Source organism: Spirosoma gilvum, assembly GCF_054776815.1.
Window position 1 is genome coordinate 277,222 of record NZ_BAAHBH010000005.1, and the last position, 26,411, is coordinate 303,632.

The 26,411-nt window shown below is 50.4% G+C and carries 17 protein-coding genes; 13 read left to right on the forward strand and 4 right to left on the reverse strand.

What is annotated here, in order from left to right:
* Positions 1–20: 20 nt before the first annotated feature.
* The 3 genes from ACYVFD_RS15210 to ACYVFD_RS15220 all read right to left on the reverse strand — a co-directional run bounded on the left by ACYVFD_RS15210 (position 21) and on the right by ACYVFD_RS15220 (position 5,793).
* On the reverse strand, positions 21–2,657 hold the full coding sequence (locus ACYVFD_RS15210) for an ABC transporter permease (RefSeq protein WP_461091033.1): 2,637 nt from the start codon (positions 2,655–2,657) through the stop codon (positions 21–23).
* Between the two features lie 96 nt (positions 2,658–2,753).
* On the reverse strand, positions 2,754–5,387 hold the full coding sequence (locus tag ACYVFD_RS15215; RefSeq protein WP_461091034.1) for an FtsX-like permease family protein: 2,634 nt from the start codon (positions 5,385–5,387) through the stop codon (positions 2,754–2,756).
* A 70-nt stretch (positions 5,388–5,457) separates the two neighbouring features.
* The gene (locus ACYVFD_RS15220) at positions 5,458–5,793 is read right to left on the reverse strand and encodes a PadR family transcriptional regulator (protein WP_461091036.1); all 336 of its coding nucleotides are present in this window, start codon (positions 5,791–5,793) and stop codon (positions 5,458–5,460) included.
* Between the two features lie 704 nt (positions 5,794–6,497).
* Between ACYVFD_RS15220 and ACYVFD_RS15225 the strand changes: the two genes are divergently transcribed.
* The 13 genes from ACYVFD_RS15225 (at position 6,498) to ACYVFD_RS15285 (ending at position 25,280) form a co-directional block, all read left to right on the forward strand.
* Positions 6,498–6,920 (forward strand): OsmC family protein, encoded by a 423-nt coding sequence (locus tag ACYVFD_RS15225; protein WP_461091037.1) that lies wholly within the window; start codon positions 6,498–6,500, stop codon positions 6,918–6,920.
* A 506-nt stretch (positions 6,921–7,426) separates the two neighbouring features.
* Positions 7,427–10,630, forward strand: coding sequence for a SusC/RagA family TonB-linked outer membrane protein (locus ACYVFD_RS15230; protein ID WP_461091038.1), 3,204 nt, complete (start codon positions 7,427–7,429; stop codon positions 10,628–10,630).
* Between the two features lie 102 nt (positions 10,631–10,732).
* Positions 10,733–12,487 carry a RagB/SusD family nutrient uptake outer membrane protein gene (locus ACYVFD_RS15235; protein WP_461091039.1) on the forward strand — a complete coding sequence of 585 codons (1,755 nt, stop codon included), beginning with the start codon at positions 10,733–10,735 and terminating at the stop codon, positions 12,485–12,487.
* A gap of 103 nt (positions 12,488–12,590) precedes the next feature.
* Positions 12,591–13,652, forward strand: coding sequence for a pectate lyase (pelA, locus tag ACYVFD_RS15240; RefSeq protein ID WP_461091040.1), 1,062 nt, complete (start codon positions 12,591–12,593; stop codon positions 13,650–13,652).
* Positions 13,653–13,729: 77 nt separating this feature from the next.
* Entirely contained in the window at positions 13,730–15,076 is a 1,347-nt protein-coding gene (locus tag ACYVFD_RS15245) for a pectate lyase family protein (protein WP_461091041.1), read from the forward strand.
* Positions 15,077–15,093: 17 nt separating this feature from the next.
* Positions 15,094–16,077 carry a pectinesterase family protein gene (locus ACYVFD_RS15250; RefSeq protein WP_461091042.1) on the forward strand — a complete coding sequence of 328 codons (984 nt, stop codon included), beginning with the start codon at positions 15,094–15,096 and terminating at the stop codon, positions 16,075–16,077.
* 93 nt (positions 16,078–16,170) lie between these two features.
* Complete coding sequence (locus ACYVFD_RS15255) at positions 16,171–16,872, forward strand: NUDIX hydrolase (protein WP_461091043.1); 702 nt, start codon at positions 16,171–16,173, stop codon at positions 16,870–16,872.
* Positions 16,873–17,197: 325 nt separating this feature from the next.
* Positions 17,198–18,832 carry a ribulokinase gene (locus ACYVFD_RS15260; protein WP_461091044.1) on the forward strand — a complete coding sequence of 545 codons (1,635 nt, stop codon included), beginning with the start codon at positions 17,198–17,200 and terminating at the stop codon, positions 18,830–18,832.
* A 177-nt stretch (positions 18,833–19,009) separates the two neighbouring features.
* Positions 19,010–20,500 carry an L-arabinose isomerase gene (gene araA / locus ACYVFD_RS15265; protein WP_461091045.1) on the forward strand — a complete coding sequence of 497 codons (1,491 nt, stop codon included), beginning with the start codon at positions 19,010–19,012 and terminating at the stop codon, positions 20,498–20,500.
* Positions 20,501–20,596: 96 nt separating this feature from the next.
* Positions 20,597–22,138: an alpha-N-arabinofuranosidase gene (locus ACYVFD_RS15270; RefSeq protein WP_461091046.1), complete on the forward strand. Its 1,542-nt coding sequence runs from the start codon at positions 20,597–20,599 to the stop codon at positions 22,136–22,138.
* A gap of 87 nt (positions 22,139–22,225) precedes the next feature.
* A complete protein-coding gene (locus ACYVFD_RS15275) occupies positions 22,226–22,924 on the forward strand; it encodes an L-ribulose-5-phosphate 4-epimerase (protein WP_461091047.1) in 699 nt (232 codons plus the stop codon).
* A gap of 290 nt (positions 22,925–23,214) precedes the next feature.
* Positions 23,215–24,381: an aldose epimerase family protein gene (locus tag ACYVFD_RS15280; protein ID WP_461091049.1), complete on the forward strand. Its 1,167-nt coding sequence runs from the start codon at positions 23,215–23,217 to the stop codon at positions 24,379–24,381.
* An 80-nt stretch (positions 24,382–24,461) separates the two neighbouring features.
* Positions 24,462–25,280, forward strand: coding sequence for a methyltransferase domain-containing protein (locus ACYVFD_RS15285; protein ID WP_461091050.1), 819 nt, complete (start codon positions 24,462–24,464; stop codon positions 25,278–25,280).
* 54 nt (positions 25,281–25,334) lie between these two features.
* On the opposite strand, the gene ACYVFD_RS15290 is transcribed toward ACYVFD_RS15285, so the two are convergent.
* Positions 25,335–26,408 (reverse strand): dipeptidase, encoded by a 1,074-nt coding sequence (locus tag ACYVFD_RS15290; protein ID WP_461091051.1) that lies wholly within the window; start codon positions 26,406–26,408, stop codon positions 25,335–25,337.
* Positions 26,409–26,411: the final 3 nt, after the last annotated feature.

Here is a 26,411-nt window from a genome sequence, read left to right on the forward strand (position 1 = left end):
GCCACGCCCCCTGCTCCTCGCTATTCAGATCGCAACGATTTTACGGGGTTCATCAGGGCGGCTTTTATGCTTTGGTAACTGACCGTCAGCAAGGCAATCGACAGGGCCATCAGGCCAGAAAGGGCAAACATCCACCACTCGACGTCGATGCGATAGGCGAAATCCTGCAACCAATGATGCATGGCATACCAGGCAATGGGCGAGGCAATCGCCACCGCAATCAGCACCAGCCGGACAAAGTCTTTGACCAGCAACTGCACGATGCCCGGCACCGAAGCCCCCATCACTTTGCGGATACCGATCTCTTTGGTACGTTGCTCGATCACAAAGGCCGACAGGGCAAATAACCCCAGGCTGGCGATAATAACAGCCAGCAACGCAAAGGCAGAAAAGAGTTGCTGAGTACGTTGTTCGCTGGCGTAGAAGGTGGCGAACTGCTCATCCAGAAAATGATATTCCAGCGGGCCGTTCGGGTTAAAAGCTTCCCATTGCCGCTTCAGATCGTCCAGAAAACCAGTCACATCCGTGGTTTTGATTTTCATTACGATACCGCCCTCATTCCGACCCATCATCAGCATGAGCGGAGCTACTTTTTGCTTGACCGACACGTAGTTAAAGTCTTTAACGACGCCAATAACTTTGAATTCCTGATTTCCCGAACGAACGATGGATTTCCCGATTGGGTTGGTCCCTTTCCAGCCCAGCTCGTGAACGGCCGATTCGTTGATAAGTATACCGGAAATCGAGTCGGTTGGGAAGTCTCTGGAAAAGTTCCGGCCCTGCACTATCTGTATGCCTAAGGTGCGTAAGTAATCGTAGTCGATGTGAAAAATATTGGTGTGAATTTCGGCGCCGTTCGAGCTTTCATTTTTGGGGTAAATCTGCGTCCCGTCCATCATAATTCCACCTGGCGTATAGCGCGACAGACTAGCCGAAACCACGTGCGCATTCTGCGCCAGTTGCTCTTTAAAAGCGAGCTGTCTGTCACCCAGCAAACGGGTATCGGGCAGCGCTATAACCTGATCTTTATCATAGCCCAGCTTTTTAGTCTGCATGTACTGTAATTGCTTATACACAACCAGAGTGGCAATCAGCAGAATGGTTGAAATAGCAAACTGGAACACAATCAGTCCATTATGCAGTGGTTTTTTCTGTGAGCTTTTGCCGAAGAAAGTCCCTTTCAATGTTTTGATGATGCTGAACGACGACAGAAAAAATGCCGGATAAACCCCCGCCAGTATGCCCGACACGAAGCTGACCAGAAAGAGAGCCAAAACAGCCCGGTAATCCAGAAGAGAAGCGAGGCTGATCTGTTTGTTGGCGATCTGATTGAAATAGGGCAGCAGCAGGAATAGCAGACCATAGGCACACACCATTGCCAGTAAGGTCAGCAATACCGATTCGGTCAGAAACTGGAAAACGATCTGATTCTTAATCGACCCCATCACCTTCCGAATGCCTACTTCCCGAGACCGTTTGGCAGCCTGTGCCGTCGATAGATTGGTGAAGTTAATGCAGGCCAGCAACAGAATAAACAGCGCCAATGCCGAGAAAATATAGACGTACTTGATGTCGCCATTTGGCTCGATTTCATACTTGGTATTCGAATACAAATGGATGTCTGTAAGCGGCTGTAAAAAGAAGCGGAATGTTTCGACTGACTTCTGCGCTTCGGCCAAACTAACGCCCATATCGCGCTGCACTTCCGGCACTACGTATTTTGCCACCAGTTGCGGGAATTTTGCTTCCAGCTTTTTGGGATCGGCTTTATCGGCAAGCTCCAGATACGTAAAAAAGCCGATGTTGCTCCAGGTAGGATTGGTAATATGTCGCGACGAGAAACTTAGAAAAGCATCGCTATGGAAATGCGAATTGTCGGGCACTTTATCGATAATGCCCGTGACGGTAAAAGCTGCTCGTTGCGTACCTACCGCCAGTGCTTTTCCCATCGGGTCTTCATCGCCAAAATATTTCCGGGCAAACTCGTTCGAAATGACTACGCTGTTGGGCGCTATCAGCGCTGTTGCCGCATTGCCTTTGATGAATGGGATCGAGAAGAGTTGCAGAAAATTGGAGTCGGCAAAAGCGAGGTGCGCTTCCTTGAACTGATTGTCTTTGTACTGAATATAATCGCTGACGGGCATGTATTTCGTCGTAGCTTTTACTTCAGGAAACACCCGTTGAATGCCTTCGCCAACGCCCGCATCGACATTAGTATACACTTCCATATTGCCATTACCAACTACAGAAAGCTGCACCCGATAGATGTTTTTGGCATGGGCGGGGTATTTGTCATAACTCAATTCGTTGTAGACGAACACGGCAATGAGCATAAAACTCGTCAGTCCAATAGCCAGCCCGAGAATATTGATGGCGGTAAAGGCTTTATTCAGCATCAGATTCCGCCAGGCGATTTTCACATAGTTTCGGATCATATCAGTAGCCCTGGGATTAGGGTATTCTCTTGGTTGTCTTCGAATAAACTCAGGTCGCATGTATGCCAGCACATCCCGCCAGTAGCGCCATTGGGCCTTATGCTCGCCCATGCGCTTCACTCGCAAAGCGTACCGTTCATGCAAGTCGCCCAGCACCTCTTCCCGCAGATGCGGAGCGCAGAACCAGGTCAGCAGTCGGTCGGCAAGGCGGGGTGGTTTCATAGCAGGGTGCAGGGCGCATGGAGCAAGGAGGTAAAACAAGCAGCGAGGAGTGTGAACCATAGTGAATAGACCATGCGCCACGCCCCTTTCGCCACACTATTCAGATCGCAACGATTTCACTGGATTCATCAGCGCGGCTTTGATGCTTTGGTAACTGACCGTCAGGAAGGCAATGACAACGGCCAGTAGACCCGAAATTCCGAACATCCACCACTCAATGTCGATGTGGTAAGCAAAGTCGTTAAGCCATGTATGCATGGCCCACCAGGCCACTGGCGAGGCAAGCACAGTGGCAATGAGTACCAGGCGAAGGAAGTCTCTGGAAAGTAATGCGATAATTCCGGTCACTGTAGCCCCGAGCACTTTCCGAACACCCACTTCTTTCGTGCGTACCTGAGCGGCATAGGCTGTTAAACCAAATAAACCCATACAGGAAATGAACATGGCGAAGATGGCGAACACGTTCAGCACATTGCCCACCCGCTTTTCTGAATCATACAGACGAGCCATTTTTTCATCCAGAAATGTGTAACTGAACAGGCTACCGGGCGACAGACGAGCCAACGTTGACTGAGCGAATTGTAAGGTTTCGGTTAGTTTGTTTCCGCTAATTTTCAGCAGGAAGTAGTTGGCCTGTCCAGGGTGCTGAACAATAACCAGCGGATCTACGGTGTTGTGCAGGGACGCAAAATGAAAATCGCTGACAATACCCACAATTTCGCCGGTGTCGCCTAAGGATACGGCTTTCTGCCCGATGGGTGAATCCAGTTTGAGGGCTTTGGCTGCCGCTTCATTTAGAATTACAGGAAAGTGAGCGTTCTCCGTTCTCCTGACGAAATTTCGACCAGCTTTCATCCTGATCTTTAATACGGGAAGCGTATTCTCATCGGCCCACATAAACCGGAGTTGAGATGCATCTTCCGATTTCCCCAGGGGGGCGAGCATGTCTGTACTGAATCGATCACCTGGTAAGGTAGAAATACGGGCTACACTGGTAATGGCTGAATTTTTCTGAAACTCCTGCTGAAGTGTATTTGCTTTCTCCCACATCTCACGGCCATACAGTTTTACAGCCACTACCTGCTCCTGATCGAAACCCAGATCTTTCGTCTGAAAAAACTTCATTTGCCGGTATACGACAAGGGTGCTGAAGATCATGAATACCGACACACTAAATTGAAATACGATCAGCCCTTTTCGAACCAGCGTAACGGAAAAGACCTGGCTTTTCTTTCCTTTCAGGGAATTGACAGGCGTGAAGTTTGAAATGAACAGGGCCGGGTAAAAACCAGCAACCAGACTGATTAGTCCAATCAATAGCACCAGTAGCAGCACGTTTGATGGGGTGAACAATTGCTCAATGCGAAGTGCCCTCGCAGCCAGATCATTATACAAAGGAATGGCCAGTCGGAACAAAAGAAATGCCCCTATCGTAGCCAAAAGCGTCAGAATAAATGATTCGCCCAGAAACTGCCTGATTAACTGACCTTTGCGAGCGCCCAACACTTTCCGAACGCCCACTTCTTTCATTCGATTGAATGCCTGGGCCGTGGCCATATTGATGAAATTGACCGCTGCTAACAGCAGGATGAACAGGGCTGCTATAGAAAAAACGTAGACGTAGGTGATGTCGCTGTTTGGCCCCATTTCCTTTTCCAGCTTTGAATGCAGGTGGATATCCGTAATGGGTTGAATAGGCGTCCTTCGGGTTGCCAGAATCTCTTTTCTGGTTTCGCCCTTAGCCTCGTAGAACTTTACCATGAACTCCGGAATGCGCTTTTCCACATCCGATCGCGAAGCACTGTTGTTCAGCAGAATGTAGTTATAAAAGCTCGCCCATCCTCTGTTTTCCAGGTCACCTTTGTCGGCATGATTGTAATAGGTGGACATGGAAATTAGGTAGTCGAACTGTAAGTGCGTTGGGAACGAATAGGGTTTTATAACACCCGTCACGGTTAATGGGCGTTTGTCCAGATCATCCTGAATCCGTTTGCCCAGGGGGTTTTCATTACCAAAGTATTTAGCCGCCATCGCTTCGGTAAGGACAATGGCGTCCTGCTGTTTGAGGGCGGTTTGTGGGTCACCTTTCACAAACGAAAGATCGAATACATCCACCACCGTCGGGTCGGCGAAAAAGCCGGTTTTTTCCTCGAACTGCTTTGTTACGCCATTAGAAGGCACATAGCTGAAAACCCGATCCGGATAAGGGCGATGGAATCGGGCTACGGTCTGGATGGCGGGGATTGCCTGTTGCATTTCACCCCCCAGAATAGGTGATGTTGCGGCCCACTGCCGGTTTTTCTCGCCAATATTTTCCGATGTAATTCGGTAAATCCGGTCTGCTTTTGAAAATCCTTTGTCGTAGTTCAATTCTTCCCGCACATGAAGAATCATTAACAACCCACAAGCCAGTCCTAAGGCCAGGCCGGTTATGGTAAGTGCGCTATTTAATTTGTAGCGGAGTACGTTTCGCCAGGCGATTTTTAGATAATTCCGTAGCATAGTCGCATTTGTTGGTTCAGGGTAATCTGAATGTTTTCGTTTGATAAATTCCAGCCTTATATAAGCCACTACATCCAGCCAGTAGCGTTGTCGGGCTCTGGCTTGTCCCACTCGCTTCACTCGCAAAGCGTATCGTTCATGCAAATCACCCAGCACTTCCTCGCGCAGATGCGGGGCGCAGAACCAGTTCAGCAGTCGGTCGGCAAGATGCGGTGGGTGGTTTGGCATAGGGTGTAGGGGTTGGGGCATGGAGACAGGAGCAGGAACCCTATGCCCCTAGCCTCATGCCCTAGGCTATTTAGCTCCATTCTAATCGAATATTCGGGATGATACGATCCCAAAGACGATTCCGAACGGCACGTACATCACTCAACACTCGACCGCCCAGGGCTGTAACGGTAAACAATCGTTTTCGTCGTCCGCCCCGTTCGGCCGTCGCTTCGCCCATTGCTGAACGGAGATACCCTTTCTGCTCCAGACGTTGGAGAGCCGCATGGACAGCGCCCGTACTGACTGAGCTGCTAGTTTCGCGCTCAAGTTCTTCCGCTATAACGACTGAGTAGGCTCCCGGCGAAAGCGCTGCCACTGCCAGTAGCACTACTTCTTCGAACTCGCCTAAATCACTTCGTCGCATATATCAATCGTTAGCCTACTCATGTTGTACACTTATTTCATCCATTTCCGTATGTCAAATGATGGACCAAATAAAAAAAAAGCCCTCTCCTGTAAGAAATGGGCTTTTAGGCAATTTTAAGTGCTGTATGATTGTCCGTTTTTGGACAGCTATTGTACGCTTATGGACAGGAACGGGTTAAAAAGCTGATTAAAAAACAATAATTTGTGTTGATACATGAGTAAGAAAAGCTCTTTCTGGGCCTTTAACAAAAAAGCATAGCAGAATATCTACTATGCTTTCCAAACCAACCTAATCTGAACTACGGCGTCTCCCTTTCCATTAGGAGGGGAGATTTGCCGGTTCAAGTTCTCACGACCCCAGTTTCTTCTTCCTGGTAATCGACGCTGTTTGCAGTGTATTTCGTAAGGTTTTGTACAGAGTTTAGGACTAGTCAAGCAATCACTGCGCCAATATAGCTATTAATCAAATCCATACAAGAAAAATCCAATAGTATTAACAGTTTAATGCTATTTCGTTAACACTCGCCCTTATTAATAGATGGCCTTATCAATAAGAACGTTGCGTAAGTTTATTTATTCTTTTACGCTTTCGTTAGACGTGGCGTACCAAACAAAGTTGCTCTATTTTTGTCTTAGTGAATAGTCGTCTTTTCGACAACTGAATCCGATTCGCTTTTATTAACCACTTAACATCAAGTCAGTATGCCCATTAAACGGAATGCTTCTGCACACTGGGAAGGCTCAGGTAAAGAAGGCAAAGGCACTGTATCGACCGCCAGCACTGTACTCAACCAAACCCAGTACTCGTTTAACACACGCTTCGCCGATGGCGTAGGCACGAATCCCGAAGAGCTGGTAGCGGCTGCCCATGCAGGCTGCTTCTCCATGAAATTAGCCTTCAACCTACAGGAAGCAGGTTTCACCGCTGACTCCCTCGATACGCAATGCACGATCACGCTCGATCCGACAGTAGGCGGCATCACCGAATCCCACCTGGTTGTAAAGGCCAGTGTACCGGGTATCGATAACGAGAAATTTCAGGCCGCTGTCGATGACGCCGAAAAGAATTGCCCGATTTCTAAACTGCTCAACACCAAGATTACCGTTGAGGCTTCATTGGCCTAAGCTGTAGTTATTACCTTCTTTTAACTTCCCGAAAGCTTTAGCGCTTTCGGGAAGTTCTGTTTTACCCAGGCCGGAATTTCCGGCTTTTTTGTTGGTAACGCAACCCAATCAGCCCTTCCGGCTAACATCATACAACACCATCGACCAAGAAAAATACAATTATTTTTATCAATAGTATACTTATTCATACTAACATGTTTTTATAAAAAGGTTAATCAATTTCTACGATTCCTCCCATATATCCGTATAAAATTTCTTTTTGGTAACGTTCCCGGCAACGATTGCGTAAAAAAAGACAATCCTATACTTGTTCGCTACCATTCTGCTCTGAAATTTTAATCCTGCCTTAATAAAACACCCCTAAGAGCACAAATAAGATTAATCCAATTTTAACAGAAGCTATCATCAGCAACAAAGACAGTTTTCTACAATACGCTCCTGTAATCCAGTAACTCCTGGGGTTTTCATCACGTAGCAAAACCTATGACGTTTTCATCCAATTACCTATGAATCGAATCGTATATTTATTTCTTCTGTGGCTGGGTCTTCTCCCGGCTGTTTATGCCCAGCAAACCCGTCAGGTTACCGGTCAGGTAAAAGATGGCGCTACGGGCGGCACATTACCGGGCGTCTCGGTGGTCCTGAAAGGTACAACGCAGGGAACTACCACCGATGCCGATGGGAAATACACCCTACGGGTTCCAGACCGAGCCGATGTCCGGCTCAACTTCAGCTTTATTGGCTATGTTACGCAGGAAGTAGCCGTCGGCAACCGCAGTACGCTGGATGTGTCGCTGGTATCCGACGAGAAAACCCTGAACGAAGTAGTGGTCATTGGCTACGAAGCCGTTAACCGACGCGATCTGACGGGTTCGGTATCATCTGTCAGTAGTAAGCAGATCCGGGATATTCCGATAACCAATGCCGCCGAAGCTATTACAGGACGACTGGCCGGGGTACAGGTAACCACCGCCGAAGGTGGCCCCGGGGCCGACATTCGGATTCGGGTGCGTGGTGGCAACTCCATCACCCAGGACAACTCCCCTATTTATGTGGTCGATGGGGTACAGCTCGACAATGCGCTGAATGTGATCAGTCCGCAGGATATTGCCACAATCGACGTACTGAAAGATGCCTCTGCGACAGCCATTTACGGTGCGCGGGGTGCCAATGGGGTCGTGATTATCACCACCAAGTCGGGCCGAAGCAATAGCCGGACAACCGTGACCTACAACGGCTCGTTTGGCTTTCGCGAAAACCTGAAGCAACTAGGTGTGCTCAAACCCTACGATTACGTGATGTACCAGTACGAGCGCACCCGGGGAAGTGCTACCGATAGTACAGCTTTTGCCCGGCAGTTCGGCAGCACGTTCGATACGCTAAGCAATTACCGCAATGTGCCCTTCATCGACTGGCAGGATAAAGTGTTTGGCAGAAAGGCAGGCTATCAGAATCACAATATCTCCATCAACGGAGGCAATCAGCAAACCAGCTATAACCTGAGCCTGACCAACAATACAGAAGATGGTATTCAGCTCGGATCGGCCTTCAAGCGGAATCTGGTCAATTTCAAGCTCGACCATTCGGTCAGTTCGAAGTTCAAAGTGGGCGTGATTGTGCGTTATATCGATCAGCGTATCGACGGAGCCGGAACAACCACCAGCGGTACCGCCGGCACGAACCGACTTCGGCAAAGCATCCAGTACCAGCCACTCGACCTGCCTACCCGGCCCGCTTCAGACATTGATTTCGATGAGGATTATTACATTGCCACGCGCCTGACCAACCCGGTTACACTCACCAGTGCCGAATACCAGAAACGGTTTACTAACGGCACAAACCTGAGTGGTTATGCGAGTTATGAGTTTTTCCCGGGGCTATCCCTACGCGTGACGGCTGGCTACAATAACCAGGTTGACCGAACCGACCAGTTCTATAACAAAATAACCGGCACTGCCCGCAACTACGCCAGTTTGCCCGTCGCTACCATCCGCAACAGTACCGCTATCACGCTCAACAATTCGAACGTGCTGACGTATCGGAAAACTGGCTTCGGTGGTGGTAAACATGACATTGATGCGCTGCTCGGCGAAGAAATCTACGAAACCAGAGGCCGGGCTGTTGGCCTGGAAACGAGGTACTTCCCATCGGACATTACGCCCGAGAAAGCCCTGGCCAACATGAACTTAGGCTCGCCCCCAAGCGGAGCGGTTCAGCCTCAGCCGACCAGCAGCGAGTACCAGAACCGGCTACTGTCGTTCTTTGGGCGGGTAAACTACAGCTTCGACAAAAAGTACCTGGCTACGTTCACGTTCCGGGCCGATGGCTCGACCAAGTTCTCGCCCGAAAGTCGGTGGGCTTATTTTCCATCGGGATCGCTGGCCTGGCGGTTCTCGCAGGAAAATTTCATGAAACCTTTCAAGATCGTAGACGATGCAAAACTGCGAATTAGCTACGGCTCAGCCGGGAACAACCGCATCGGCGATTACCTGTACGCCCAGTTGTACAACACCTCCGGCCAATACGCACTCGGCGAAACGGTCCTGCCCGGATTTGCGCCCGTGGGTCTGAGCCAGCCGAACCTGACCTGGGAAACCACTTTTTCGCGCAACATCGGGCTTGACCTGGGTCTGTGGGGAGGTCGGATACAGTTCACGGCCGACTACTACCAGAACACGACCAAAAATCTACTCGTCAACCTGCCCATTCCATCCACCTCGGGCTATACCACGCAGATCAAAAACGTGGGCGCTACCTCGAACCGGGGGCTGGAGTTTCAGTTGAATGGTACGGTCATGCGCACGAACAATTTCACCTGGACAGCCAACGCGAACATTTCGTTCAACCGTAACCGCATCGACGATCTTGGCCCGGTTCAGCAACAAACGACCAGTTCGGGCTGGCAGGGCAGCGATGGGGCCGACGACTATATTCTGAAAGTTGGCCAGCCGGTCGGGCTGATGTACGGCTTCGTAACGGATGGTTTTTATAAAGTGGACGATTTCAACTACGATGCCACCACTCGTACCTATACGCTGAAAGAAGGGATTCCAAACGATGTTACCATCTTCGGGAATCCGCAGCCAGGTACGATCAAACTGAAAGATTTGAACGGCGACGGACAGGTTCGGCTCGAAAACGACCGGACGATTATCGGCGATGCCAATCCCAAACACATCGGCGGGTTCAACAACCAGTTTACCTACAAAAACTTCGACGCCAGCATTTTCCTGAACTGGGTGTACGGTAACAGTGTCTACAACGCCAATAAGATTGAACTGACATCGGGCTATTACACCAACATCAACATGCTGGATATGATGCTCAACCGCTGGCGGACCGTCGATGATAAGGGTGTGGTGGTGAAAGATCCGGCGGCTCTGGCAGCGTTGAATGCCAATGCACAGATCTGGCAACCCATCACCAACAACCGGCCGTATCTGCATTCCTGGGCGGTTGAAGATGGGTCGTTTCTGCGGATCAACAACGTAACGATTGGGTACACCCTGCCGAAAGAGCTCATCAAGCGCATCAAGATGACGAATGCCCGGTTCTACGCGACTGTCAACAATCTGGCGACCATCACGGGCTACTCCGGCTTCGATCCTGAAGTAAACGCCCGACGGTTCAATCCGCTGACTCCCGGTGTCGACTTTGCGGCTTACCCCCGCGCCCGTACCTACGTATTTGGTGTTAACCTGACCTTTTAAAGAGTGAAAGAATGAAAGAGCGAAAGAGTGAATTCGTAACAGTTTTCACTCTTTCGCTCCGACTTCACTCATTCACTCATTCACTCTTTCGCTCTTTATACAATGAAAACGAAACTACTAGCATTCCTCCTTGTCCTGACCGGGCTGATGGGTTGCAAGAAATACCTGGACCTGGAGCCAATCTCAGAGTTCGATAACGAGGCTGTTTTTTCCAATGTCAGTAATGCTACGCTGGCCGTACTGGGAGCCTATGACGCCCTTTCCGGTGACCCTACCTATGGCATTCGGATCAGCCTGTATTATCCGTACGACTCGGATGAAATGATGGTGAGTGGTTCGCTCGACAACGGTCGCCGGGGTATTGGACGATACAATGCGCTGGCCGGGAATACTGAAATTGTAGCCCCCTGGAATAGCCTTTATCAGGGAATCGAACGGGCGAATCTATGCATCGAACAGATTCCACTGATGACCCAATACACCAGCGGAACGGCGGCCGACCAGAAAGAACTCCGTCGGTTGCACGGCGAAGCCCTGACCCTGCGGGCACAGTACTACCTCGAACTTATCCGCAACTGGGGTGACGTACCGGCTCCAATGGTACCCGCCTACAAGCAGACGGATCTGTTCGTTGCCAAAGAAGACCGTGATAAAGTCTACGAAAAACTCCTGGACGATCTGAAAATCGCATCTGATCTACTCCCCTGGCGTACGGAAGCAGGAGCCCGCAACGAACGCATTACGAAAGGAGCAGCTAAAGCCTTACGAGCGCGGATTGCCCTCTATCGGGGTGGTTACTCCCTCCGTCGCGATACGAAACAAATGGAACGCCGGGCTGATTTTGCGACCTATTACCAAATTGCCCGCGACGAAACGGCTGACCTGATGCAGCATCGCGAACAACACACGCTCAATGCGGACTATGTAACCCTGTTCAAAAACTACGTGAACGGACTCACCCCCGACCCAGCGTATGAGATCTTATTTGAAATAGGTTCGGCCGGTGGCAGTGCTCAATCGGATAGTAAGCTGGGGTATTATAACGGGCCTCGTCTGGATGCCGCTTCGCGCTATGGCCAAGGTGGTGGCGGTATCAACCCGCTGCCCACCTACTTCTACGCATTCGATTCGACGGATGTTCGTCGGGATGTGACCATTACGTTTTATTCAGTAGGGTCTACCAATCTCAAAAGTCCGCAACGCCTGACCACCATTACGGATGGTAAATTCCGGCGCGACTGGCGCAATCCGCTCCTGCCCGGTACGGCGCAGAATTTAGGTTACAACTGGCCTGTCATCCGGTTTTCGGATGTGTTGCTGATGTTTGCCGAAGCTGAAAATGAACTCAAAGGCGGCCCCACCGCACAGGCTATTGCGGCTTTTGAAGAAGTTCGGAAACGGGGATATGGTGGTAAAACAGCCCTGATCGGTACGACGCCAACGACAAAAAATGACTTCTTCAATGCTATTATCAACGAACGGCTGCTCGAATTTGGGGGTGAAGGCATTCGCAAGTATGACCTGATTCGCTGGAACCTGCTGGCGAGCAAAATTGCCGAGACACGGGCCAACCTGACGGACATGCAGGGCGCTAAAGGCAAATACACCTACGTGCCGCAATACCTGTTCTGGAAAAATAATGGGGAAGAAATTCAGTTTCTGAATTCGATGTTCAAGCCCAACACAACGACCACCGCTCCCACCGGCTGGACCCGTCTCGACTGGCGGCAGAATATCACAGCCACCTATATTACGTCGGTAGCCCAGTATTTTACCGCCAACAAAAGTGAACTGTTGCCCATTAATCAGTCGGCGCTGGACGCCAATCCGAAGCTGACGCAGGATTACGGCTATTAAGTAATATCAACCATCAACTTCCCGAAAGTTTAAAACGTTCGGGAAGTTTTTACATATATATCAACCTGACGACTCAACCTGAATGACGATACACTCCTCTTTTATGCTTGTGCCTTTCTCCCTGCTAATCCATGCGATGGTAGGTTTTACGGTTTTCAAGGGTCACTCTATTCATCCGGTAGATACCGGAATCGAGGTCCCCAAAGACTCGATAGCCGAACGGATGCTGCTGTATCAGCGGAATAATGGCGGCTGGCCCCAACCAGGGGGCGATCCCATCAAGTACGATCTAGTGTTGACTGCATCCCAGAAACAGTCGCTTATGGCCGAGAAGGATAAACACGACACCACCATCGACGATAAGGCCACGACCCGCGAAATCAATTACTTAGTCAACGCAGCCAAACAGACCCAGAACGACACCTATCGAAAAGCGGCTGAACGGGGCATTGCGTATCTACTCTCGGCTCAGAAGCCTAACGGAGGCTGGGCGCAGTTTTACCCCGATTCGAGCAGTTACCACAAGCAAATCACCTACAACGACAACGCCATGATCGACGTTATGTGGGTGATGAAGCGCACGGCCGAGGGTACACAATCGTTCGATGTCGTCGACAAGACATTGATTCCCAAAGCCCGACAAGCTGTTTCGAAAGGGATTGAGTGTATCCTGAACACCCAGTACAGACAAGATGGCGTGTTGACGGCCTGGTGTGCTCAACACGACCGAATTACGCTTCAGCCAACAGGCGCCCGTACGTTCGAGCTGGCGTCGCTTAGCGGCAACGAAAGTGTCGGCATTCTTGAGTTTCTCCTGACCATCGATAATCCATCACCTCAGGTTCGGCAGGCTATCCGGTCGGCTGCGGCCTGGCTCGAGTCCGTCAAGCTGGTTGGCGTCGCTACCAAAACCATTAAAGACGCCAGTCAGCCTAAAGGGCGGGATGTGGTCGTTGTAGAAGACCCTAATTCAACAATCTGGGCGCGTTTTTATGAATTGGGCACCAATAAGCCTTTCTTTTGTGGGCGCAACGGGCTCAAGAAATACACTCTGGCTGAGATTGAAAACGAACGCCGGGCGGGCTATGCCTGGTATGGCACCTGGCCCGCTAAATTCCTAACTAAAGACTATCCCGCCTGGCTAGCCAAATGGGGAACCAGGTAAACCTTATAGGCACGAATAGCACGCTGGTTCGCCTGATTTTCGTTTCAATCATACATACGAACCGGCGTCTATAAACCATGACACTACCCAATATCAAGACTCTATTCATCGGGCTACTACTCGGACTCCTTCCATCTTTTTATACGCATGCCCAATCGGGTTTTGCCAAAGCGCTGGCCTTTCCAGGGGCTGAAGGGTTCGGTCGCTACACAACGGGGGGCCGGGGCGGTAAAGTCCTGATCGTTCGCAATCTGGACGATAGCGGGCCCGGCAGTCTGCGCGAAGCCATCGAAACCCGAGGGCCTCGCATCATTGTCTTTGCCGTATCGGGCACCATTGCACTGAAATCCAAAATCCTCATTCGACAGGGAAATCTGACCCTTGCGGGTCAATCGGCACCGGGCGATGGTATCTGTCTGAAAAATTACAACCTGAGTATCGAAGCCAATAACGTCATTATCCGATACATGCGCTTCCGGCTGGGCGACGAAGCCCGCCAGCAGGACGATGCGATTACGGGACTCCGGCAAAAGAAAATCCTGATCGATCACTGTTCCATGAGCTGGGCTACCGACGAATGTGCCTCCTTCTACGACAACGAAAATTTTACTATGCAGTGGTGTATCGTGTCCGAAAGCCTGAATAAGTCGGTGCATGAAAAAGGTGATCATGGCTATGGAGGCATCTGGGGCGGGTTGGGGGCTTCGTTCCATCATAACCTGATTGCCCATCAGCATAGCCGGAACCCACGTTTTTGCGGTGCCCGGTACCATAATCAGCCAACGCGGGAAATCGTTGATTTTCGAAACAATGTGATCTATAACTGGGAGATCAATAGTGCGTATGGTGGTGAAAGGGGCAACCATAACATGGTTAATAATTATTATAAGCCCGGACCGGTTACGCCCGATAAACTCCGCAGTCGTATTGTCAACCCATCGAAACCCTACGGAAAATTTTACGTGACGGGCAATGTGGTAGCAGGCAATGAAGCGCTTAGCACCAATAACCTCGCGGGTGGTGTTCAATGCGAGCAACCCGATTCCGCCATTGTTATACAGCCTTTTCTGGTTGAACGTATTGCCGAGCAAAGCGCTCAGCAGGCGTATGAACAGGTGCTGGCCAAAGCGGGTGCCAGTCTGCATCGCGATGCCGTGGATACTCGGATTGTGTCCGATGTTCATACAGGAACAGCTTCAGCCGGTAAGGCCAAAAAAGGAATCATCGACTCACAAACTGATGTTGGCGGCTGGCCTGATTTGAAGTCCGATATCTCTCCTACCGATGCTGACGCCGATGGTATGCCTGATAGTTGGGAAACAGCCAAAGGGTTGAACCCAAATGACGCAGCCGATGCCAGCCAGTTTAAGCTGGACGAGCAATACAGCAATATTGAAGTTTATCTAAATAGCCTTGTACCGTAACCGTTAATCCGTCAACGATGAGCTCACGAATTGCTCTGTTTACTCTACCTCTCCTTCTACTTGCAGCGCTTAGCACGGCAATGGCTCAGCGTCAACGTATTACCGTAGCCCAGGATGGCAGTGGTGATTACAAGACGGTTCAGGCCGCCCTCAACACCATTCCGACCAATAACCCGACGCGCATTGTTATTTACATCAAACAGGGAACGTATAAGGAAAAGTTAAAGCTCGACTCTACCCAGCATAATGTAACGCTGATCGGCGAAAACAAAGCCTCAACTATTCTGACCTACGACGACTATTCAGGCAAAACCTTACCCGACGGCACCAAATTACGGACCTCAACATCGGGCTCATTTTACATCTTCGGTAACGACTTCCGGGCTGAAAACCTGACGTTCGAAAACACAGCCGGTCCTGTTGGTCAAGCCGTAGCCGCCTTCGTGACGGGCGACCGGGCGGTATTTATCAACTGCCGTTTTCTGGGTAATCAGGACACGCTTTATACCGGGATGCCCAGTCAGTATGGTCGGCAGTATTACAAAGATTGCTATATCGAAGGAACGGTCGACTTCATTTTCGGATCAGCCACAGCCGTATTCGATCATTGCACGATTTTCAGTAAAAAGAATGGCAACTATGTAACAGCCGCTTCCACGCCTGAAGGCAAACCGTATGGGTATGTGTTTCTGAACTGCACCCTCACCAGCGACGCGCCACCAGCCAGCATGTACCTGGGTCGGCCCTGGCGCGACTTCGCCAAAACGGTTTTTATCAATTGCCAGTTGGGCGATCACATCAAACCCGAAGGCTGGCACAACTGGGACAAACCGAATGCTGAAAAAACGACCTTCTACGCCGAGTACAACTCCAAAGGCCCTGGCGCTCATCCATCAAGTCGGGTAAGTTGGTCGAAGCAGCTCACGACCGAAGAGGCTAACTCATACAAACCAGAACGTATACTAGCTGGCAACGACAAGTGGAAGCCAGCCGTTAAGTAGTGGCAAGTTTAGGTAGGGGTTGATTCCCTCGTCTTTTCAGGTACCGCTATTTTGCTTAGCTTCGTCGTTTTATTGTCTGACCACTAATTGCCTATGATTCACTATACTCACCCAAATCGCATTCTGGTTGCTCTCGATTGTATCATCTTCGGCTTCGATGGTGAAGAGATCAAGTTGTTGCTGATCAAACGCAACTTCGAACCAGAAAAGGGCAAGTGGTCGCTGATGGGCGGGTTCCTGAACGAAGAAGAAGACCTGGAAGTAGCCGCCAATCGAATTCTATACACGCTCACCGGATTAACGAATAATTACCTCGAACAACTACAGACCTTTGGGGCTGTTAGTCGTGACCCTGTCGAGCGAACCATATCGGTCGTGTATTACGCCCTGGTCAATATTCAGGATCAGGACGTGGCCGCCATTCGAGCGCATAATGCCTCGTGGATTGGACTGAATCTGAGGCCAAAACTAATTTTCGACCACGATAAAATGGTGGAACAGGCACTACGTCAACTTCGGTACAAAGCAGCCCTTCATGCCATCGGGTTCGAACTGCTGCCTGAAAAATTCACGATCCCGCAGCTTCAGAAATTGTACGAAGCGATTTATAACCGCCAGCTTGACCGACGAAATTTCAGCCGAAAAATTCTGTCCACTGATTTGCTGGTTGCCACGGGCGAAAAAGACACAGCCTCCGCTACCAAAAAAGGTCAACTCTACCGGCTCAACACCGAAAAGTACCAGCAATATCTCACCGATTATGTTAGCTTCTTCCCGGAATTGACTTTATCGTAATACCCTTCTGACAGGATTTACAGGATCAACAGGGTGTTGTTTTAGAAGCTGTTTAACCTTTTAAAGGAAATTCAAAAATGCGTGTTTTTGTCATGCTGACCGGGACGCGTAGTCGCAGGAAGCATGACAAAAAAAGCTACCCGGTTTTAATGAAATTTGAAAAGTTTGAACAGCTTCATAATTAACCCTGTAAATCCTGTCAAAAAGTAACCGAAAAATAATTTCTATTTTTCATGGAAATAACACAAAGGCGTTCTAATATTGTGTCACATATACACGATTCAAAGAGAGACTCTTTTTTGCGGTATACACAGTCGTTTTCTTTATGAACAATCAATACGTTATCGGTGTCGATTTTGGTAGCGATTCTGTACGGGCGTTAGTCGTTAACGCACACACTGGACAGGCAGTCGGAACCCACATCCACGAATACACCCGCTGGAAACAGGGTCTGTACTGTGACCCGGCCACTTCCCAGTTCCGCCAGCACCCGCTCGACTACCTCGAAGGATTGGAAATCAGCGTCAACGGCGCTTTGGCACAGGCGTCTGCTGAGGTGCGGCAGCAGGTCGTTGGCATCTCTATCGATACTACGGGTTCAACGCCCTGTGCGGTCGATGAAACGGGTCTACCCCTGGCACTACGACCCGATTTTACCGAGAATCCCAACGGCATGTTCATTCTCTGGAAAGATCATACCGCCAATGCTGAAGCCGATGAAATCAACGATCTGGCTCACCATTGGGATGTCGATTATACCAAATACGTCGGGGGTATTTATTCGTCCGAATGGTTTTGGGCAAAAATGCTGCGAACCCTTCGCGTCGATGAAGCCGTTCGGCAACACGCTTTTTCGTGGATCGAACACTGCGACTGGATTTCGGCCGTTCTGACAGGCAATACCAACCCGCTCACCCTCAAACGGTCACGCTGCGCGGCCGGGCACAAAGCCTTATGGCACAGTGAATTCGACGGCTTGCCCTCCGACGAATTTCTGACAAAGCTCGACCCGTTGCTAAGTGGCCTTCGCGACCGTCTGTTTACCGATACTTACACCGCCGACCAGTCGATGGGAACGCTCTCCGCAGAATGGTCGGAGAAGCTTGGGCTTTCTACCAACGTTGTCATCGGCGTAGGCGCGTTCGACGCCCACATGGGAGCCATTGGTGCCGAAATTGAACCCTATGCCTTTGTTCGCATCATTGGCACCTCTACCTGTGACATTCTGATGGCTCCCAACGAAGAGATTGGCCATCGACTCATCCGGGGTATCTGTGGGCAAGTCGACGGATCGGTAGCGCCCGGAATGCTCGGTCTGGAAGCGGGTCAGTCGGCCTTTGGCGACGTGTATGCCTGGTTCGCCCGGATCATCACCACGCCGGTACGTGAGTTGCTGGGCGACGAAGCCGCCGATACGCTCAGCCGTCAACTAATTCCTCATTTATCGGAACAGGCAGCCAAACTACCTGTTACGGAATCAGATGTAATTGCCTTGGACTGGATCAATGGACGCCGGACTCCCGATGCCAACCATACGCTGAAAGCCGCTCTATCGGGTCTGAACCTGGGCACCGATGCGGCTAAAGTGTTCAAAGCGCTGGTCGAAGCCACGGCGTTCGGGTCACGAAGCATCGTCGAGCGGTTTATTCAGGAAGGTGTTCCTATTAAGAAAGTCATCGCGATTGGTGGAGTTGCCAAGAAATCACCTTTTGTGATGCAAACGCTGGCCGATGTGCTTAACAAACCCATTCAGGTAGCCAGCGCTGATCAGGCTTGCGCGTTGGGTGCTGCCATGTGTGCCGCCGTGGCAGCCGGTGTTCATCCGACGATGGAAGCCGCCCAACACGCGATGGGCTCCGGCTTCGACGCCGAATACCAGCCACGTCCAGAGCTGGTGCCGGTTTATGAAGAGCTCTATCAGAAATACCTCAAACTAGGTGAGTTTATCGAAGGTCGTTAAGGGGTCATTTATCGTTTGTACGATGGCTGACGACCGAATTTCAGTGATGTCAGTTTCTTAAAACTGACATCGAGCGGTTTCTCAAAACCGCGTTTTACATTGATCCAGTATTCAGACGGTTTTGAGAAACCGCACAGGTCAGCTTCTTAAAGCTGACAACACAAACCAATAAATACAATGCTGAATTTAAAGCAATTTGAAGTCTGGTTCATTACAGGTAGCCAGCATCTTTACGGAGAAGAAACCCTCAAGCAGGTCGATGAGCACTCGCAAGTTATAGCCGATTTTCTGAATCAGGCATCGCCGGTTCCAGTGCGGGTGATCTTCAAACCCGTCGTCAAAACTCCCGACGAAATTTATGCCATCTGTCAGGAGGCCAACGTAGCGCCCAACTGCGTCGGCATTATCAGTTGGATGCATACGTTTTCGCCCGCCAAAATGTGGATTCGGGGGCTGACCGTGCTGAAAAAACCGATGCTGCACCTGCACACGCAATTCAACCGCGACATTCCCTGGAGCAGCATCGACATGGATTTTATGAATCTCAACCAGTCGGCTCACGGCGACCGGGAGTTCGGGTTCATTATGTCGCGGATGCGGCTGAACCGCAAAGTAGTGGTCGGTTTCTGGCAGGATCAGACCGTAATCGATAAGATTGCCGCCTGGACGCGGGTAGCCGTAGCCGCGTACGAGCTAAAAACCATGAAAGTGGTGCGCTTTGGCGACAACATGCGGCAGGTAGCCGTAACGGATGGCGATAAAGTAGCTGCCGAAATGACCTTCGGTATGTCGGTCAACACACACGGTATTGGCGATCTGGTTGCCGTTATCAATCAGATTACTGATTCGGAAGTTGACCAGTTGGTGACAGAATATGCCGATAGCTACACGCTGATGGAGTCGCTACTGAAAGGTGGTTCTCAACATAGCTCATTACGCGATGCCGCTAAGATCGAACTGGGTCTTCGGGCGTTTCTGAAAGACGGAAATTTTTCAGCCTATACCGATACGTTTGAAGACCTGCATGGCATGACCCAACTGCCAGGTATTGCCTCCCAGCGCCTGATGGCCGATGGCTATGGGTTCGGGGGTGAAGGCGACTGGAAAACCTCGGCGATGGTTCGTACCCTGAAAGTGATGGCGGCTGGGCTGCCCGGTGGTAACTCATTCATGGAAGACTACACCTACCATTTCGACCCATCAAACCCATTGGTTCTGGGCTCGCACATGCTCGAAATATGCCCGTCGATTGCATCAGGGAAACCGACCTGCGAAATTCATCCGCTGGGAATTGGTGGTAAAGCCGATCCAGTACGTCTGGTGTTCAATGCACCGGCTGGCCCCGCTATCAATGTGTCACTGATCGACATGGGCAATCGGTTCCGGCTGCTGGTCAATGAAGTCGAAGCGGTCGAGGTTCCCGAAGCGCTGCCTAAACTACCCGTAGCCCGCGCCATCTGGAAACCCATGCCTGACATGCAGACGGGTTGTGCCGCCTGGATTCTGGCCGGAGGAGCGCACCATACGGTCTACAGCCAAAACCTGACTACCGAACACATCGAAGACTTCGCCGACATCTTCGGCGTCGAACTGGTTGTCATCGACCGTGATACCAACCTGCGTCAATTGAAAAATGAACTTCGCTGGAGCGAAGCAGCTTACCGATAAAATGACTGAATGATAGAGTGATTGAATGATTGAATAGCTGAAGTTGAAACCTATTCAATCATTCAATCACTCTATCATTCAAAATTATATACTCCTATGAAAAAACAACTCCTAACCTTTCTATTTGCCGGGAATAGCCTGTTGGCGTTCTCTCAGGCCAGTGTAACCATCAACGCCAACGAAGGCAAACATGTAATCAGCCGACATATTTACGGCCATTTTGCCGAACACCTCGGACGCAGCATCTACGACGGTTTTTACGTAGGGGAATCCAACACGAAGATCCCCAACAAGGCCGGGGTCCGACTGGATGTGGTCGATGCATTGAAAAAGTTAAAGATTCCGAATCTGCGCTGGCCGGGCGGTTGCTTTGCCGATACGTACCACTGGAAAGATGGCATTGGCCCAAAAGCCAAACGCCCAAAAATCGTGAACACCTGGTGGGGTGGCATAACCGAAGACAACAGCTTTGGTACGCACGACTTCCTGAACATGTGTGAGTTGATCGGTACAGAGCCGTATCTGGCCGGTAACGTGGGCAGTGGTACGGTGCAGGAACTGTCCGACTGGGTACAGTATGTCAATTTCGAAAAAAACAGCCCCATGTCAAACCTTCGGCAGCAAAACGGGCGACAGGCTCCGTGGAATGTCCGCTATTGGGGTGTTGCCAACGAAGCCTGGGGATGCGGGGGTAACATGAAGCCAGACTACTACGCCAACCTGTATCGGCAGTATAGCACCTTCATGAACAACCGGGTGGGCAATGGCAAGATTTTCCGCATTGCCTCGGGTGCCAGCGACAACGATTACAACTGGACCGAAACGCTGATGAAAAATATTCCGGGCTCGCTGATGGAGGGAATTGCCATGCACCATTACTCAGTATTGTCGTGGGGCGAAGGCAAGAAAAGCTCGGCCACTCAGTTTACGGATCAGGAGTATTTCAAAACGATGCAGCAGGCTTTGCTAATGGACGAACTGATTGAAAAGCATTCGGCCGTCATGGATAAATACGACCCCGAAAAGAAAATTGCGCTGATTGTGGATGAATGGGGCGGCTGGTACAATGTAGAGCCAGGCACGAATCCGGGGTTCCTCTATCAGCAGAACACCATGCGCGACGCCGTACTGGCTGGGGCTACACTCAACATTTTCCATAAGCATTGTGAGCGGGTTCGGATGGCGAATCTGGCACAGGCCATCAATGTGCTGCAATCCGTTATCCTGACAAAAGGCGACAAGATTATCCTGACGCCAACGTACCACGTCCTGGAAATGTACAACGTCCATCAGGATGCAACCATGCTGCCCATAGACATCAAAACGGCTGATTTTGCAACTAGTGAGGGTAAACTCCCCGCCGTATCGGTATCCGCTTCGCGCGATAAAGCCGGTAAAGTGCATATTTCGCTGGTAAACATCGACCTAGGTAAAGCGCAGGAAATCTCCGTCGATCTGAAAGGTGTTAGCGGAACGGCCGTCACCGGACGCATTCTACATTCGACCAGCGTCCGCGACCACAATACCTTCGAGAATTTAACCAAAATCAAACCAGCCGCCTTCACCGGTGCCAAACTGTCCGGCGATAAGCTAACCGTCACCCTGCCGCCAGTTTCGGTGGTCGTTCTTGAAATTTAATGATCGAATTTTGAATGATAGAATGATTGAATGAGGGTATGCGCCAACAATTCAATCATTCTATCATTCAATCATTCAAAATTAATCATGTACACAACCTTAAAAGAAGAATGCTTTGAAGCTAACATGCAGCTCCCGAAGTTGGGGCTGGTGTTGTTTACGTTCGGTAATGTCAGTGCCGTTGACCGTGACCGGGCTGTATTCGCGATCAAACCCAGTGGCGTTCCGTATGAAGAACTAACGCCTTACGATATTGTCATCTGCGATTATGAGGGTACTATTGTGGAAGGGACCATGCGTCCGTCGTCGGATACCAAGACCCATGCGTTGCTTTATAAAACCTGGGATAAAATCGGCGGGATTTCGCATACGCATAGTACGCATGCAGTAGCCTGGGCACAAGCAGGCATGGACATTCCCATTTTCGGAACCACCCATGCCGATCATACGCACCAGGATATTCCCTGTGCTCCGGCCTTAACAGATGAGATGATTCAGGGTGATTACGAACACGAAACAGGAAACCAGATTTTCGACGTGTTCGCCCAAAAGGATCTGTCCTACAGTGAAATGGAAATGGTACTCCTGCAAAATCATGGGCCGTTCACCTGGGGAAAGACAGCCGCCAAAGCCGTTTATAACTCAGCCGTATTGGAAGAAGTGGCTCGAATGGCTTATCTGACCTTACAGATCAATCCGAATACACCCCGCATCAAAGACACGCTCCGGCTCAAGCATTACGAACGAAAGCACGGCAAAAATGCCTACTACGGACAAGGTTGTTAAAGGGATAAAAAACGGTCGATTCTGCTTTATAGGTTACCGCGAGAACGCTAGTGCGCTGAGAATAATAATTCCTGTCCAAATCCCGGGGTCTGTGTCTTCACAGACCACCTGACCGGATAGTTATAGTTGCTGACGCATAAGTGGTCTGTGAGGACACAGACCCCGGATTCAGACCACGGGAAAGTATTCTTTGCCCCTAGCGTCCTTGCGGTAAAAACCAATCCCAAAAGAATAGAATCAGAACTTAAATCGCTTTAGTCACTAATCGCTTTAACTCACCTTATCGATTCATGAAATTATTCACTCAATTCCTATCCCTGGCTCTAGTAACGGGCTTAGTGACTATGAATGCATGCTCGTCTAAAAAAGACAAAGAAGCCGACGAACAAAAACCAGGCATCGAAAAAACAACCTACGGTCAACTCCCCAATGGCCAAACTGCCGACCTCTATACGCTGCATAATGCGTCGGGCATGACGGCCAAGATTACTACCTATGGCGGTATTGTCGTGGGCTTAACCGCTCCCGACAAAGAGGGCAAGTTTGAAGATGTTACGCTCGGTTTCGACTCGCTCTCAACTTATGTCAAAAACAATCCATTTTTTGGCGCACTGGTCGGACGGTACGGCAACCGCATTGCCAAAGGGAAATTTACGCTCGATGGCAAAACCTACACGCTGGTCACCAACAACTTTGGCAATCACCTGCACGGCGGTACGGTTGGCTTCGACAAAGTACTCTGGACGGCCACTCCGGTTGAAGGCGACGAACCAGCTCTGAAGCTAACCTACACCTCGAAAGATGGCGAAGAAGGCTACCCCGGCAATCTATCGGTTGAAGTGACGTACACCCTCCAGAAAGACAACGCGCTCAAAATTGATTATCAGGCCACTACCGACAAACCAACGGTCGTTAACCTGACGAATCACACCTATTTCAACCTGACGGGTGGTGCCAAGCGCGACGTTATGGATCACGAACTGACCCTCAATGCCGACCGCTTTCTACCCGTCGACAAAACGCTGATTCCGACGGGCGTTCTGCAACCGGTCGCCGGTACGCCGTTCGATTTCACTAAGTCTACAGTGATTGGCAAACGGATCAACGACTCCAGCGATGTGCAAATCAAATACGGTCTGGGGTACGACCATGCGTGGATACTGAACAGCTCCGGCGATTCATTAAAACTGGCTGCTACAGTTTACGAACCGACCAGTGGCCGGGTAATGGAAGTACGCACCACCGAACCAGCCATTCAGTTTTATACCGGCAATTTCCTCGATGGTTCTGTAACGGGCCGAGAAGGATTCCCCTACAAAAAACGCTTTGCCCTCTGCCTCGAAACGGAACATTACCCCGATTCGCCGAATCATCCGGCCTTCCCAACGACGGTACTGCGGCCGGGCCAAACGTATAAAACCACCACGATTTACCAGTTTTCGACGAAGAAACCGTAGATACAGGTGTAAGGGTGCGATGATCCTTTAGTAGAGACAGGGCATGCCCTGTCTCTACATTTATAACACAAATGTCCTCTATGGCTGAACAACCCATATCTGACCGGGCTACTATGCCCAAAGGGTACAATCCGGTTCTGGAACGACGAACGGTTGAAAACGGCAACCGGAATCTGATCAAATACCTGAAACCGGGCCTATCGGTGCTTGATGTCGGTTGTGGGTCGGGAGCCATCACCCGGAGCATAGCCGAAAAAACCGGACCAACTGGGCGCGTTCTGGGCATTGATCCGAGCGAAAACCTGATTAATCAGGCTCGTCAGAACGTTGGCGATTTACCCGGTATTTCATTCGAACAGGGCGACGTGTACACCTTCGAGACCGACGAGCGATTCGATCTGGTCACCTGTGCCCGCACGTTACAATGGCTCGCTCAGCCCGAAGCTGCTCTGGTCAATATGCAACGACTGGTCAAACCCGGCGGGCATCTGGCGATTCTCGATTATAACCACGAAAAAATTCTTTGGGAGCCAGAGCCGCCAGCATCCATGCGGACCTTTTACGAAGCCTTTCTCAAATGGCGAACGGATGCCGATTTCGATAATGCCATAGCCGACCATCTGAGTGGTATGATGCATACTCTTGGCTTCACTAACGTACGCATCGAGCCTCAGTTTGAACTATCCAGACGAAGCGATGCTGATTTTGCCAAAACCAGCCGACTATGGTCGGAAGTAGCGGAATTACGTGGCCCTCAGCTCGTTCAGGCAGGTTATATCACCGAAGACCAACGGCTGGCAGCCATCGCCGATTATGACAACTGGATTGCTACAACCGGCGAATCGATGACCGTTTATCTGCTAGCTGTAGAAGGTCATCAGCCTTCGATAAATGAATAATGGACAATGGATAATGAATAATGGCTCAGGAACAGAAACCCATTATCCATTATCTTACCTCCAAACTCGTCTTAAAAAACGCAACCAGTTGCCGTGCATCACATTAGTCATGTCCGCTTCGGTATAACCGCGCTGACGGAGTAAATCGGGGATTTTTTGTAGATCGGCAATGGTTTCGAGGTCGTAGGGGCATTGCTCTTTGCCAAAGGCGCCATCCAGATCAGAGCCGATACCAATATGGTTAGCATTTCCGGCAATCTGACAGATATGATCCAGATGGTCGATCATTTTCGCCAGATTACAGTCCGTCCCTTCTGGTGTTGACTGGCCACGTACCCAACCCGGTACCATCATCCAGGCATCCAATGCGCCCCCAATGACGGCATCACGGGCAATCAGTTCCCGAATCTGTTCATCGCTGAATTGCCGATTATGATTGACCAACGCCCGGCAGTTATTATGGCTTGCCCAAACCGGCCCTTCGAAATAATCCAGCGCTTCCCAGAAACTATCATCGCAAAGATGCGTAGCGTCCAGGATAATGTTGAACCGTTGCATTTCACGCAGTAACTCCCGTCCAGCCAATCCAATAAATCCGGTAGCATCCGTTCCCTGCGCATATCGGCCGGGCCCGTAGTGCGCAGGCCCGATGGCACGAAGGCCATACTGATAAGCCCGCTCTACATACGCCGGTGTGATGATGGAATCAGCCCCTTCCAGACTCAGGATATAGCCGACGGGCTTTCTATCATTTGGAATAGTACCATCCGTCCAGAGCGAAAGGTGGGCTTCCAGACCAGCGAGATCCGTAATTTGCACCATCTCACCGGCTTCTTCCATTGTTTTATACCAGATCTGCTGTGCCTGCGTTTGCGCCCAGGCCTGTTCGGGCGATTGCCAGCCGGGCAGCGGATTTCCCGGCGCTACAAATCGGGCAATCTGCGTCGCTACGACCAGACCAATATTCCCCTGACGAAGCGCGGGCAACGAAACAGTAGCCTTTCCTCGGTCTGGCTTATCGGTCATGCCGGTTTCGCGTTCGCGGAGCCGTTCCACCGATTGACGGAGATCGCGGTTCCACTCCATCGCATTCATACTCAGATCGAGGTGGGCATCTATAGTGAACATGCA

Bases quoted from the DNA above. Each gene is read 5' to 3' on its own strand.
- ACYVFD_RS15270 (WP_461091046.1), top strand. From the start codon at position 20,597: ATGAAAAAACAACTCCTAACCTTTCTATTTGCCGGGAATAGCCTGTTG.
- araA (WP_461091045.1), top strand. From the start codon at position 19,010: ATGCTGAATTTAAAGCAATTTGAAGTCTGGTTCATTACAGGTAGCCAG.
- ACYVFD_RS15280 (WP_461091049.1), top strand. From the start codon at position 23,215: ATGAAATTATTCACTCAATTCCTATCCCTGGCTCTAGTAACGGGCTTA.
- ACYVFD_RS15225 (WP_461091037.1), top strand. From the start codon at position 6,498: ATGCCCATTAAACGGAATGCTTCTGCACACTGGGAAGGCTCAGGTAAA.
- ACYVFD_RS15220 (WP_461091036.1), bottom strand. From the start codon at position 5,793: ATGCGACGAAGTGATTTAGGCGAGTTCGAAGAAGTAGTGCTACTGGCA.
- ACYVFD_RS15230 (WP_461091038.1), top strand. From the start codon at position 7,427: ATGAATCGAATCGTATATTTATTTCTTCTGTGGCTGGGTCTTCTCCCG.
- ACYVFD_RS15210 (WP_461091033.1), bottom strand. From the start codon at position 2,657: ATGAAACCACCCCGCCTTGCCGACCGACTGCTGACCTGGTTCTGCGCT.
- ACYVFD_RS15275 (WP_461091047.1), top strand. From the start codon at position 22,226: ATGTACACAACCTTAAAAGAAGAATGCTTTGAAGCTAACATGCAGCTC.
- ACYVFD_RS15250 (WP_461091042.1), top strand. From the start codon at position 15,094: ATGAGCTCACGAATTGCTCTGTTTACTCTACCTCTCCTTCTACTTGCA.
- ACYVFD_RS15235 (WP_461091039.1), top strand. From the start codon at position 10,733: ATGAAAACGAAACTACTAGCATTCCTCCTTGTCCTGACCGGGCTGATG.
- pelA (WP_461091040.1), top strand. From the start codon at position 12,591: ATGCTTGTGCCTTTCTCCCTGCTAATCCATGCGATGGTAGGTTTTACG.
- ACYVFD_RS15285 (WP_461091050.1), top strand. From the start codon at position 24,462: ATGGCTGAACAACCCATATCTGACCGGGCTACTATGCCCAAAGGGTAC.
- ACYVFD_RS15215 (WP_461091034.1), bottom strand. From the start codon at position 5,387: ATGCCAAACCACCCACCGCATCTTGCCGACCGACTGCTGAACTGGTTC.
- ACYVFD_RS15245 (WP_461091041.1), top strand. From the start codon at position 13,730: ATGACACTACCCAATATCAAGACTCTATTCATCGGGCTACTACTCGGA.
- ACYVFD_RS15255 (WP_461091043.1), top strand. From the start codon at position 16,171: ATGATTCACTATACTCACCCAAATCGCATTCTGGTTGCTCTCGATTGT.
- ACYVFD_RS15290 (WP_461091051.1), bottom strand. From the start codon at position 26,408: ATGTTCACTATAGATGCCCACCTCGATCTGAGTATGAATGCGATGGAG.
- ACYVFD_RS15260 (WP_461091044.1), top strand. From the start codon at position 17,198: ATGAACAATCAATACGTTATCGGTGTCGATTTTGGTAGCGATTCTGTA.